Annotated in this window: 10 protein-coding genes; all 10 read left to right on the top strand. The window is 65.4% G+C overall.

The genetic code is table 11. The features are described from left to right. Window positions 1-284: 284 nt before the first annotated feature. The 10 genes from NE850_RS21815 (at window position 285) to NE850_RS21770 (ending at window position 13,074) form a co-directional block, all read left to right on the top strand. Entirely contained in the window at window positions 285-1,892 is a 1,608-nt protein-coding gene (locus tag NE850_RS21815) for a 6-hydroxynicotinate reductase (RefSeq protein ID WP_310699393.1), read from the top strand. Window positions 1,893-1,900: 8 nt separating this feature from the next. After that, on the top strand, window positions 1,901-2,842 hold the full coding sequence (locus tag NE850_RS21810) for a UPF0280 family protein (protein ID WP_007178056.1): 942 nt from the start codon (window positions 1,901-1,903) through the stop codon (window positions 2,840-2,842). Further along, window positions 2,818-3,408: an amino acid synthesis family protein gene (locus NE850_RS21805; RefSeq protein ID WP_007178055.1), complete on the top strand. Its 591-nt coding sequence runs from the start codon at window positions 2,818-2,820 to the stop codon at window positions 3,406-3,408. Before NE850_RS21810 ends, NE850_RS21805 begins: the two co-directional genes overlap by 25 nt. Before the next feature lie 60 nt (window positions 3,409-3,468). Then, on the top strand, window positions 3,469-4,053 hold the full coding sequence (locus NE850_RS21800; protein WP_007178054.1) for an amino acid synthesis family protein: 585 nt from the start codon (window positions 3,469-3,471) through the stop codon (window positions 4,051-4,053). A gap of 140 nt (window positions 4,054-4,193) precedes the next feature. Further along, window positions 4,194-6,134: an ABC transporter permease subunit gene (locus NE850_RS21795; RefSeq protein WP_007178053.1), complete on the top strand. Its 1,941-nt coding sequence runs from the start codon at window positions 4,194-4,196 to the stop codon at window positions 6,132-6,134. Beyond that, on the top strand, window positions 6,131-6,940 hold the full coding sequence (locus NE850_RS21790) for an ABC transporter ATP-binding protein (RefSeq protein WP_007178052.1): 810 nt from the start codon (window positions 6,131-6,133) through the stop codon (window positions 6,938-6,940). Before NE850_RS21795 ends, NE850_RS21790 begins: the two co-directional genes overlap by 4 nt. After that, window positions 6,937-7,650 (top strand): ABC transporter ATP-binding protein, encoded by a 714-nt coding sequence (locus NE850_RS21785; protein ID WP_007178051.1) that lies wholly within the window; start codon window positions 6,937-6,939, stop codon window positions 7,648-7,650. Before NE850_RS21790 ends, NE850_RS21785 begins: the two co-directional genes overlap by 4 nt. Before the next feature lie 69 nt (window positions 7,651-7,719). Continuing rightward, complete coding sequence (locus NE850_RS21780; protein WP_007178050.1) at window positions 7,720-8,919, top strand: amidohydrolase family protein; 1,200 nt, start codon at window positions 7,720-7,722, stop codon at window positions 8,917-8,919. 31 nt (window positions 8,920-8,950) lie between these two features. Continuing rightward, on the top strand, window positions 8,951-9,469 hold the full coding sequence (locus tag NE850_RS21775; RefSeq protein WP_007178049.1) for a (2Fe-2S)-binding protein: 519 nt from the start codon (window positions 8,951-8,953) through the stop codon (window positions 9,467-9,469). Continuing rightward, on the top strand, window positions 9,466-13,074 hold the full coding sequence (locus tag NE850_RS21770) for a molybdopterin cofactor-binding domain-containing protein (protein WP_007178048.1): 3,609 nt from the start codon (window positions 9,466-9,468) through the stop codon (window positions 13,072-13,074). The genes NE850_RS21775 and NE850_RS21770 overlap by 4 nt, the downstream gene beginning before the upstream one ends. The last annotated feature ends 1 nt before the right edge of the window (window position 13,075 follow it).

Raw genomic sequence — 13,075 nt, 5'->3', positions numbered from 1 at the left:
GACCTGCTGCGGCGCTCGCTGCGCGATCATTCACTTCAGCGTAGATTGAAGCGTGATTCGCACGGCGATGTGGCGTTGCACCAATCGTGCGCACGCCGGTAAATACGTTGCACAGACTAAATTGATCGAGTAGATTTCTAACCAGTTTGGTGTAGCGGATACTACACGAACGGTGAGTGACCGCTACATGGAAATCGGCGGATCACGCGAAAATGCCTTTAAACAAGGGCTATTCGTCAGCCGGAGCGGGACCGATTGTAATGTCGTCGTATGGAAACCCCACCATGACAGAACATACGAAGGTCGATTTCGGTGCGGAAAGCGTCGACGGTGAAACCGCCTCGACGCCGGGTCCGACCGTGCTCGAAAAGGCGGCGCCGCGCAGCGAGCGAATGGCGTCGAACAAGATTGAATGCAATGCCTGCCCGGTGCTGTGTCAGATCTCCGAAGGGCGCACCGGCGCGTGCGATCGCTATGCCAATTCAGATGGACGGCTGATTCGTGTCGATCCGGTGGTATTCCTCTCGCGCGACCGTTTGACGTCCGATGCGAACGCCAGCAGCGAGAACGCCACGATAGAATTTGGTGCATCTTCTGAAATACAGGACGCTGCGGCCGAACAGGCATTGTTCGTGACCGGCGTCGGCGCATCCTCCACCTATCCCGACTACAAGCCCGCGCCTTTTATCGTCGCCTCGAAGCTCGACGAAGTCGACATGATCACGGTCGTCACCGAAGGCATTTTCAGCTACTGCAGTTTCAAGGTGAAGATCGATACCGACCGCTTCCTCGGGCCGGAGCAGTCGAACGTGCGCTGCCATGGCGAGATCGTGGGCCATGTGACGACGGCCGAGTACGGCTCGCAGATGCTGAGCCTCGGCGGCGTGCATCATCTGACCGGCGGCAGCAAGAAAGAAGGCCGCGTGACGTGCGACATGATGCTCGCGCTCGGCAACAAGGAGGCGGTGGAGCTGAGCATAGACGGCGGCGCGAGTCTGGTGATTCGCGCGGGCGCGGCGCCGATTGTCGATGGCGTGGAGGAGCAGCGCATGCGTGTGGGCTGCGGATCGGCCACCATCGGCATCTTTGCTAAGCAATGGTTCGGCCACGCCGACGAAGTGGTGGTCGTCGACGATCACATTACCGGCGTGCTCACCGAACATCAGGCCGGGCGCTGCCTCGGCATGGCGCGCTCAGGTCTGAAGATTCGCGGACGCAAGTCGACACCGGGCCGCTATTTTCAGGTGGCCAATCCCGGCACCGGTTGGGGCGGAACCGACATTCAGGATCCGCTCGCGATTGTCGAAGGCTTCGATCCTGCCGTCGCCAGACCGGGTTTGCGCCTGCTGATGGTATCGACCACCGGCGAGCACGCGCAGTGGTACGAACTCGATCAGGATCTCGTGCCGCGCATCGCGGCGATGCCGGAGGCGGTGCGCCGCACGGTCGAACGGATCGGCGAGAACTGCGAGCCCTCGCTTGCCACCGTGCTGTTTCTAGGCGGCGCGGGCGGCAGCCTGCGAGCGGGCGCCACGGAGAACCCGGTGCTGCTCACGCGCGCGATCAAACAGAAGCTGGTCAACGTGACCTGCGGCGGCGCGCCGGCTTACGTATGGCCGGGCGGCGGCATCACGGTGATGGTGGATGTGTCGCGCATGCCGGACCGTTCGTTCGGCACGGTGCCGACGCCCGCGATCGTTGCGCCGATCGAATTCACCATGACGTACGACGCGTATCGCGATCTCGGCGGTCATCTCGACGCAGTGCGTTCGCTGGCGAGCGTGTTGGCGAACGGGCCGGAGCATACGGAAGGCGCGCCGCTCGCGCGCCGCACCCTGGCGCGCAATCCCGACAACCCGTGGCCGCCTGCCATGCCACCGATGCTCGGCTGACGAACACGATGAACCCCACCCGCACCCGACTCGACGCGACCCGCTGGCATTGGCAGCATGGGCCGATCGATCTGATCCTCAGCGCGGACGGCACGGCTTCGGCGCTGCAGGCGGCGTATGAGGCGTGCTGGGCGCGCTTTGTCGATGTGTTGCCGGAACTGGTCGGCGAGTTGAAGCAGCTCCGGCAGCCGGTGCCGGCCGAAGTCGCGTCGAGCGACGACACGCAGTTGCAAGGCCCGGTTGCCCGCCGCATGTGGTCGGCCTGTCATCCTCACCGCACGCGCCATATCACGCCGATGGCCGCGGTGGCGGGCAGCGTCGCCGATGAACTGATCACGGCGTTCGCGCGCGAAGGCATTTCGCGTGCCTTCATCAACAACGGCGGCGACATTGCACTCTATTTGACCGAAGGGCAGCAATACCGCGTTGGCGTGTTCGCCGATCTGGCATCGTTCTCGCCGGTGCGGCTCTCGCGCGATCAGGCGCTCGACGCCAGCCTGACGCTCGACGCCGGCCTCGCCGTTCGCGGCATTGCGACGAGCGGCTGGCGCGGCCGCAGCTTCAGCCTCGGCATTGCCGATAGCGTCACCGTGCTCGCGCGCAACGCCGCCACCGCGGACGCCGCCGCGACGATGATCGCGAACGCGGTCGACCTGGACCACCCGGGCATTTTGCGGCGTCCGGCTTCGTCGTTGAAAGACGATACCGACCTCGGCGACAGGCTCGTCACCGTGGACGTGCCGTCCTTACCTCAGCCGCTGATCGATTTCGCGCTGGCGCGGGGTGTCGAAGCCGCACAGCGTTTGCTTGACCAGGGTTTGATCGAAGGCGCCGCGCTATTCCTGCAAGGGCGGGTGCGCGTCGCCGGCATTCATCACACAGGCGGGTTGCTCACGCAGCGCGCGCAGATAAAAACGGAGGCTCCGTGTTCGAAATACGCCGCGTGCTGACGCACGTCGAAGACATCTTCCACGAGTTCGGTCCTGCGCCTGCGCAGCCACTCAGACGCGGCGCAATTGCCGCGGTGATGACCAACCCGTTCGCCGGGCGCTACGAAGCGAAAATCGAGCACGGAATGGAAGCGCTCAAACCGATCGGCCTCGACATGGCGCAACGGCTGCTGGCCGCGATGGCGGTGCCGCATGCGTCGATCGAAGGTTACGGCAAGGGCGCGATTATCGGCTCGCGCGGCGAACTGGAGCATGGCGCGCTGTGGCACGTGCCGGGCGGCTATGCGATGCGCGAGTTGCTGGAGAAAAACGGTGTGCCCACCAATGCCATCGTGCCGTCCACCAAGAAGGTCGGCGCGCCGTCCACCGCGCTCGACGTGCCGCTCACGCACGTCAACGCGAGCTACGTGCGCAGCCATTTCGACGCGATCGAAGTGCGCGTGCCCGGCGCGCCCGCCGCGGACGAGCTGGTGTATATCCTCGCGATGAGCACAGGGCAGCGCGTGCATGCGCGCGTCGGCGGCCTCGCGAAAGAGGCGATCGTAGGCAAGGACGGTTTGCGCTGAGCGGCGCCCGATTGGCGCACTGAAATAACGCAGAACAGGTATCGAAACTCGGAGAGCGAAATGGCAATCAAGCTTCGCAAGCTGGTCGTGCAAGTGGATGAAACACGCATTGAAATGGGGCAGGCCGTCAATCCGCCGGTGCGCCGCGCGGTCGCGATCGCGGTGATCGAGAATCCTTATGCGGGCCGCTACGAAGCCAAACTCGACGCGCTGATCGAAGCGGGTGAAGAGTTGGGCGCATTGCTCGGCAACAAGTGTGTCGAAGCGCTGAGCATCGCGCCGGGCGAGGCGCAAAGCTATGGCAAGGCCGCGATTGTCGGCGAGGCGGGCGAGCTGGAGCATGCCGCCGCGCTCCTGCATCCCAAGCTCGGTGCGCCGCTGCGGGTGGCGGTCGAGAAGGGCGCGGCGCTGGTGCCGTCGGCGAAGAAGATGGGCACGCTCGGCACCGCGATCGACGTGCCGCTCGGCCACAAGGACGCCGCCTTCGTGCGCAGTCATTTCGACGCGATCGAGGCGCGCGTATCCGACGCGCCGCGCGCGAACGAGATCGTCGTGGCCGTCGCGGTGACGGCGTCAGGCCGGCCGTTGCCGCGCATCGGCGGCCTGCAGGTGAGCGAGATCAAAGGCGAAGACGGTCTGCGCTGAGTTTGCATCCGGTTATTGGGCTGTTACTGTCCTGCCGTTGACGCGTGCGCGCATGGTGCCGCACGCGCTGCAACGTCTGCTGGTCGGGTCGAATGCGCCACTGCTCGCGCTCGCCGTTCAGCAAGCTGCCGAGGGTCGCGATGTTTTCGAATTTGCTGGTACAGCTGGTCAATGGGCTCGCCGACGCGTCGACGCTGTTTCTCGTCGCCGCCGGTCTGTCGCTGATCTTCGGCGTGACACGCATCGTCAACTTTGCGCACGGCTCGTTCTACATGTTCGGCATCTACGTCGCGTACAGCATGGCGAGCCGCTTCGGACACACGGCGGGCGGCTTCTGGCTCTCCGTGCTGGCCGCGGCGCTGGTGGTCGCGGTGCTGGGCGCGCTGGTCGAAATGATCGTTCTGCGGCGCATCTACCAGGCGCCCGAACTGTTTCATCTGCTCGCCACGTTTGCGCTGGTGCTGATCTTTCGCGACGCCGCGCTGTGGCTGTGGGGTCCGGAAGACCTGTTCGGACCGCGTGCGCCGCATCTGGCGGGCGCGGTCGATTTCCTCGGCCATCCGCTGCCTACCTACGACATCGCTCTGATCGTGATCGGTCCCGTCGTGTTGCTGCTGCTCTGGTATGCGTTGACACGCACGCGCTGGGGCACGCTGGTGCGCGCCGCCACGCAGGACCGCGAGATGCTCGGCGCGCTCGGTATCAATCAGGCGTGGCTGTTTACCGGGGTGTTTTTCGTCGGCGCGTTTCTCGCCGGGTTGGGCGGCGCGCTGCAAGGGCCGCGCATGTCGGCGAATCTGTCGCTGGATCTGGAGACGATCGGCAACGCGTTCGTCGTCGTGGTGGTCGGCGGCATGGGGTCGATTCCGGGGGCGTTCATTGCCGCGCTGATCATCGCGGAGATCAAGGCGCTGTGCATCGGCATCGGCCATGTGACGATCTTCGGCGTCGGTCTTTCGTTGAGCCGCTTTACGCTGGTGGCCGAATTCGTCGTGATGGCGGTCGTGCTGGTGGTGCGTCCCTGGGGTTTGCTCGGCCGCGCGAGCGCCGCGGTGCGCGGCATGGCGGCGCCGGAAACGCCTTTGCGTCCGGCGGGCAAACGGCTCAAGTGGCTGGCGGCCATCGCGTTGCTGGTTCTCGTGCTTGCGCCGCTCGCGGCCAATGCATTTCCGTACATGCCCGTGTTGCTGGTAGAGATCCTGATCGCCGTGCTGTTCGCCACGAGCCTGCATTTCATCATGGGACCGGGCGGCATGCATTCGTTCGGCCACGCAGCGTACTTCGGACTGGGCGCATACGGCGCCGCGCTGTTCCTCAAAGTACTAAATCTGCCGATGGAAGCCGCCTTGCTGCTCGGCCCGCTGTTGGCCGTGGCCGGCGCGCTGGTGTTCGGCTGGTTCTGCGTGCGCCTCTCCGGCGTCTATCTCGCGATGCTCACGCTCGCGTTCGCACAGATTGTCTGGTCGGTGGTGTTCCAGTGGGACGACGTGACGGGCGGCAGCAACGGCATTCTCGGTTTGTGGCCGTCGAACTGGCTGTCTTCACCGGTGGCCTTTTACTATCTCACGCTCGCCTGCGCCGTGGTCGGCGTGTGGCTGTTGCGCAAGATGCTGTTCTCGCCGCTGGGTTATGCCATGCGCGCGTCGCGTGACTCCGTGCTGCGCGCCGAGGCGATCGGTATCGACGTGAAGCGCGTGCAATGGGCCGCGTTCGTGATCGCGTCGTTGTTCTGCGGACTCGCCGGCTCGCTCTATGCGTTCTCCAAGGGCACGATTTCGCCGGAGGTGATCAGCGTGAGCCGTTCGGTGGACGGCCTCGTGATGGTGCTGCTCGGCGGCTTGCAGACGCTCACCGGGCCGATTGTGGGCGCGGCCGTGTTCACGTGGCTGCAGGACACCGTCGCACGGCAGACCGACTACTGGCAGGCGCTGCTGGGCTTCGCGATCCTGCTGCTGGTGATCGCGTTTCCGCAGGGGATCGTCGGCTTCATTCGCGAGCGTTTCGGCGACGATACTTTCGACCCGCCGGAAAAGAGTGCCGTCTCGCCTTCCCGGCGCACGGCAATCAAGGAGGGGCTATGAGCTTGCTGCGCGTCAGCGGTCTCTCCAAATCGTTCGGCGGCCTCAAGGCGGTCGACAACGTCTCGTTCGATCTCGAAGCCGGTCAATTGCTGGCTTTGCTCGGGCCGAACGGCGCGGGCAAATCTACCTGTTTCAACATGGTCAACGGTCAATTGCCGCCTTCATCCGGATCGATTCGCCTCGACGGTCACGAACTGGTCGGCATGCGTCCGCGTGAAATCTGGCGGCTTGGCGTGGGCCGCACGTTTCAGATCGCCGCAACCTTCAATTCCATGACCGTGATCGAGAACGTGCAGATGGCCCTGGTCTCGCGCGAACGCAAGACTTTCGGGCTATGGAAGGCCGCCCGCTCGCGCTACGCCGACGAAGCCTTCACGTTGCTCGAACAGGTCGGCATGGCCGCGGACGCGAACCGCGCGTGCGGCGTGCTCGCTTATGGCGACGTCAAGCGCGTGGAACTCGCGATTGCGCTTGCCAACCGCCCCAGGCTGCTATTGATGGATGAACCCACCGCCGGCATGGCGCCGAAGGAGCGTAATGAATTGATGGCGTTGACGAAGCGTCTCGTCACCGAACACAAGATCGGCGTGCTCTTCACCGAGCACAGCATGGACGTGGTATTCGCCTACGCCGATCGCATGATCGTGCTCGCGCGCGGCAAGCTGATCGCCGAGGGCGACGCCGACACGATCCGCAACGACCCGCGCGTCCAGGAAGTCTATTTCGGCACCGGCAAGACCTTCCAGCCGCACGCGCCGCTGCACGAGGCAGCGGGCGGCCATCAGGGCCAGGGAGCGCTGCAATGAGCGAGCCGATGCTGAAAGTCTCCGGCCTCAACGCGTTCTATGGCCGCGCGCATATTCTGTTCGACGTCGGCCTCGAAGTCGGCCGCGGCGAAGTCGTCGCGCTGATGGGCCGCAACGGCGCCGGCAAATCGACCACGATGAAAGCGGTGATGGGTCTGCTGCCGCGCCGCCAGGGCGAAGTGAGTTTTCGCGGGCAGAACATCGCGGCGTTGCCGCCGTACAGGATCGCGCGCATGGGCATGGGCTTCGTGCCCGAGGATCGTCGCGTGTTCGCCGATCTGACCGTGATGGAAAACCTCGACACCGGCCGTCAGCCGCCGCGCGAAGGCGCACCGCAATGGACGCCGGAAAAACTGTTCCGGCTCTTTCCCAATCTCGGCGAAATGCCGCAGCGTCCGGGCGGCCAGATGAGCGGCGGCGAGCAGCAGATGCTCACCGTGTCGCGCACGCTGATGGGCAATCCGTATCTGGTGCTGCTCGACGAACCGTCCGAAGGCGTGGCGCCGGTGATCGTCGAACAGATGGCGAACATGATTCTCGAACTCAAGCGCGAAGGGCTGTCGATTCTGTTGTCCGAACAGAACCTGCACTTCGCCGAGCTGGTCAGCGACCGCGCGTATGTGCTCGAAAAAGGGCAGATCCGCTTTAGCGGCACGATCGGCGAACTCGCACAGAACGAAACAGTGAGGCGCGCTTATCTGAGCGTGTGATTCCATCGGCCGGCGAAATGCAGCTTGCACGCTTGCGTCGCTGGGCAGTCGTTGCGAAAGGAGAAGCAGATGGCAGCAGAGACGTTGACAGGCTTGTCGGGCAAGGTCGCGGTAACGAACATCGGGCTGCTGTTATCCGGCGACATCGACCGGCCGATTCTCGACGCCGACACGCTGGTGATCGACGACGGCGTGATCGTCGCGGTCGGCAAGGAAAAGGACTGCGATCTCGAAGGCGCGCGTACGACGGTGGATTGCAAAGGGACCACGGTCGCGCCCGGCCTGATCGACTCGCATGTGCATCCCGTGTTCGGCGACTGGACGCCGCGCCAGAATCAGATGGGCTGGATCGAATCGAATCTGAACGGCGGCGTCACCACGATGATTTCCGCCGGCGAAGTGCATTTGCCCGGCCGTCCGAAAGACGTGCTCGGCGTGAAGGCGCTCGCGATTACCGCACAACGCTCGTTCGAAGGCATGCGCGGCGCGGGTGTCGGCGGCGGCGTCAAGGTCATGGCGGGCGCGCCGGTGATCGAGAAGGGCATGGTCGAAGAGGACTTCAAGGAGCTCTCGGAAGCAGGCGTCAAACTGCTCGGCGAAGTCGGCCTCGGCAGCGTGAAGGGCGGCGAGGAAGCCGCGCAGATGGTCGCGTGGGCGCGCAAGTACGGCATTCAGAGCACGATTCACACGGGCGGTCCGTCGATTCCCGGCTCGGGCCTGATCGACCGCGACGTGGTGCTCGCCGCCGACGCGGACGTGATCGGCCATATCAACGGGGGCCATACGTCGCTGTCTTACCGGCATGTGTGCGACCTGTGCGAGCAATCGAGCCGCGCGCTGGAAATCGTCCATAACGGCAACGAACGGATCGCATTGCTGACGGCGCGTCATGCGATCGAATTGAAGTGTCCGCACCGGATCATTCTCGGCACGGACAGTCCCGCCGGTTCCGGCGTGCAGCCGCTCGGCATTTTGCGGATGATCGCGCTGATCTCGAGCCTCGCCGACGTGCCCGCAGAAATCGCCTTCTGCTTCGCAACCGGCAACACCGCGCGGCAACGCAATCTGCGGCAAGGGCTGATCGAAGTGGGGCGTCCCGCGGACCTCGTGTTCATGGATCGCGCGCAGCACACGGCGGCCGATACGCTGCTCGAAAGCGTGCAGCTCGGCGACATTCCGGGCGTGGGCATGGTGATGATCGACGGCCTGATCCGCTGCCGGAGGAGCCGCAACACGCCACCGGCCACCGAAGTGCCGGTGGTGCTGTGAGCACGCATCGCACGGTCAGGCCGGCACTGACATGAGCCGCCCCGCGCCTCTTACGCTGAACGTGAACGGCGCGACGCATCTCGTCAGCGCCGCCGCCGACACGCCGCTGCTCTACCTGCTGCGCAACGATCTCGCGCTGAACGGTCCGAAGTTCGGCTGCGGTCTCGGCGAATGCGGCGCATGCACGGTCCTGCTCGACGGCATGCCCACGCGCGCCTGCGTCACCACGGCGAAGGTCGCGGTGGGCCGCGAGATCACCACGCTGGAAGGTCTGGGCACGCGCGCCGCGCTGCATCCGGTGCAGCAGGCGTTTATCGAAGAACAGGCTGCGCAGTGCGGCTATTGTCTGAACGGCATGATCATGACGGCCAAGGCGCTGCTCGATCGCGATCCGCATCCGGGCGTCGAGACGATCCGGCGCGAGTTGTCGCGCAATCTGTGCCGTTGCGGCACGCATGTCGAGATCGTGCGCGCGGTGCAGCGCGCCGCTGAATTGCTTGCCGCGCAAACGGCGGCGCAATCAGCCGTGCATGAAGGAGCGCGTGCATGACCGGGCCGGATTTCAGCGTCGATCGACGCTCCGCGCCGCCGTCGCGGCAGCAACTCTACGACGCGCAGAGCGTGCTGATCGTCGCGCGGCCGCCGCAGGCACCGGCGAAGCCGGCGATCGGTCAGCCGGGGTCGCGTTCGTCGTTCGTGCCGACCGAAGCGGATATGTTCCTCGTGGTGCGCGACGACGGCAGCGTAGTCGCGTTCAACGGCCACGTCGATCTCGGCACGGGTATCGGCACGGCGCTCGCGCAGATCGTCGCGGAGGAACTGGATGTGCCGTTGACGCGCGTGTCGATCGTGCTCGGTCATACGCGTGAAGCGCCGAACCAGGGGCCGACGATTGCTAGCGCGACGATCCAGATTTCGGCCGTGCCGTTGCGGCACGCGGCGGCGCAGGCGCGGCAATTTCTGCTGGCGGAAGCGGCGGCGCGGCTCAACGTTGGCGCCGAACAACTCGACGTGCGTGACGGTATCGTTTTCCCACGCGACGGCAACACTGCTGCGAAGGGCATCGGCTACGGCGATCTGATCAGCGGAAAACGTGTCGAATTGCAGCTCGCCACCGACGCGCCGCTGAAGTCGCCGGACACGTACAGAATAGTGGGCAGAAGCGCGCCGCGCATCGACATTCCGGCGAAGGCCACCGGCGAATTGAGTTTCGTGCATGACGTACGCGTGCCGGGCATGTTGCACGGCCGCGTGGTTCGGCCGCCGTACGCCGGCGTCGCGCAGGGCGACTTCATGAGCAACACTCTGCTGCGCGTGGATGACGATTCGGTCAGCGATCTGCCCGGCATCGTGAAGGTCGTGGTGATTCGCGATTTCGTCGGCATCGTGGCGGAGCGCGAGGAAATCGCGCAGCAGGCCGTGAAGCGGCTTCGCGTGCAATGGAAAGCGGTTGAAGGTTTGCCGTCGCTCGAAACCAGCGAGGAAGTGGAAGCGGCCTTGCGCGCGAATCCCGCCAGCCGCCGCGATCTGGTGATCGAGGGCGATGTCGATGCGGCGCTCGCGCAGGAGTCCGCCCGCACGCTGGAACGCACTTACGTGTGGCCGTTCCAGATGCATGCGTCGATTGGACCGTCGTGCGCGGTGGCCGACTATCGCGAGGGCGCGTTGAAGGTCTGGTCGGGCACGCAGAATCCGCATTCGCTGCGCGCCGATCTCGCGTTGCTGATGAGCATGGACGAAGCGCGCATCGAGATCGTGCGGATGGACGCGGCGGGCTGCTACGGCCGCAATTGCGCGGACGACGTCGCCGCCGACGCCGCGCTGCTCTCGCGAGCCACCGGCAGTCCGGTGCGCGTGCAACTTTCGCGCGAAGACGAGCATGCGTGGGAGCCGAAAGGCGCCGCGCAATTGATGGACGTGCGCGGTGCGCTGACTGCCGAAGGCGAACTGGCCGCTTACGACTTTGCGACGCGCTATCCGTCGAACGATGCGCCTACGTTAGGGCTGCTGCTGACCGGCACGATCCCCGCGCAGCCGCAAGTGTTCGAAATGGGCGACCGTACGGCGGTGCCGCCGTACGACTACCGCACCATGCGCGTCGTCTGCGACGACACGCCGCCGATCGTGCGGGCGTCGTGGCTGCGCGGTGTGTCTGCGTTGCCGAACACGTTCGCGCACGAGTCGTTCATCGACGAACTGGCGGTGGAGGCGGGTGTCGATCCGCTCGAGTTTCGTTTGAAGCATCTGCGCGATCCACGCGCGATCGAACTGGTGAAGGCCGTCGCGGAGAAGGCCGGCTGGCAGCCGCGCAATACCGAACCAAAAGAAGAAGCGGGCGACATCGCGCGCGGACGGGGCATCGCTTACGCTCGCTACGTGCACAGCAAATTTCCCGGCTTCGGCGCGGCGTGGTCCGCGTGGGTGGCCGACGTCGAAGTCAATCGCAGGAGCGGCGAGCTCGCGGTGACGCGCGTGGTGGTCGGCCAGGATACCGGCACGATGGTGAATCCCGACGGCGTGCGTCATCAGATACACGGCAACGTGATCCAGGCGACCAGCCGCGCGCTGAAAGAGCGCGTGACGTTCGGCGAGAACGCGGTGACGAGCCAGGAGTGGGGCGCCTATCCGATCCTGACGTTTCGTGAAGTGCCGGTGATCGACGTGGTGATGATGCCGCGCCACGGCGAGCCGCCGATGGGCGCGGGCGAATCCGCGTCGCTGCCCGGCGCGGCGGCGATTGCCAATGCGCTCTTCGACGCCACGGGCGTGCGTTTTCGCAGACCGCCTTTCACGCCGGAAACGATTCGCGCCGCGCTTGCCGATGCGCAAGCCGAAGACAAGGCGGCGCGTAAGAAGAAGCGCTGGCGATTGGGTTTTCTAGGTACGTTCGCGGCAGGCGCGGTCGGTTGGCTCGGCGCATTGTCGCTCGCGCCGCATGCTATCGCACCGATCACGCCGCCGCTTGCTAGCGCGTTTGCGCCTGACCTGGTTGCGCGCGGCAAACTGCTTGCGTCGCTCGGCAATTGCGCGGTGTGCCATACGGCGCACAACGGCGTGCCGAACGCCGGCGGCAAACCGCTCGATACGCCTTTCGGCACGGTGTACAGCACCAATATCACGCCGGACGGCCAGACCGGCATCGGCAACTGGTCGCTCGAAGCGTTCATGCGGGCGATGCGGCAAGGCATCAGCCGCGATGGACACCGCCTCTATCCAGCGTTCCCGTACACGTCGTTCCAGAACACCTCCGACGACGATCTGAAAGCGCTCTACGCGTATCTGATGGCGCAAACGCCGGTCCGCTCGCGTGCGCCGGAAACGAAGCTGGCGTATCCGTTCAGCGTGCGTCCGCTGATGGCCGCATGGAACGGACTCTTTCTCGGACGCACGACCTTTGCCGCCAGCGCGACGCAAAGCGCGCAATGGAATCGCGGCGCGTATCTGGTGAACGGGCTCGGCCATTGCAGCGCGTGCCACACGCCGCGCAACGCATTCGGCGCCGAGAAAACCGGTGCGGCGTTCATGGGCGGCGGGATCGCGGAAGGCTGGGAAGCGCCCGCGTTGTCGACGCTTTCGACCGCGCCCGTGCCCTGGAGCGAAGACGAACTGTTCAGCTATCTGCGCCACGGTCACGCGCCGCTGCACGGCGTCGCGGCGGGACCGATGGCGCCGGTGGTCGGCGATCTGGCGGCGCTGCCCGACAGCGATATTCGCGCGATGGCCACGTATCTCGCGTCGCTCAACCCGCTCGAACCCAACGCGAATCCGGCAGCAATGGCGCATCAGGTTGAAGAGGCCAGCGCGATCACGGGCATGCCTGCCGGCCTCGGCGCGCGGCTCTTCGACGGCGCGTGCGCCGCCTGTCATCACACGGGCAGCGGACCGCAACTGTTCGGCGCGCATCCATCGCTCGCGCTCAACACGAATCTGCACAGTGCGACGCCCGATAACCTGATTCGCGTGATTCTCGATGGCATCGGCTCGCCTGCCCGGCCCGAACTCGGTACGATGCCGGCTTACCGCGACAGTTTCAACGACGCCCAGGTCGCCGAACTCGTGTCGTACCTGCGTCAACAGTTTGCCGGCGGCAAGCCGGCATGGCAGGACGTCACGGCGAGCGTCGCCCGGATTCGCGCGACGCCGCGGGCCGAATGAG

Source organism: Paraburkholderia sp. USG1 (assembly GCF_031570135.1).
GTDB classification, from domain to species: Bacteria; Pseudomonadota; Gammaproteobacteria; order Burkholderiales; family Burkholderiaceae; genus Paraburkholderia; species Paraburkholderia dioscoreae.
This window is presented reverse-complemented; position numbering and strand designations above follow the sequence as displayed.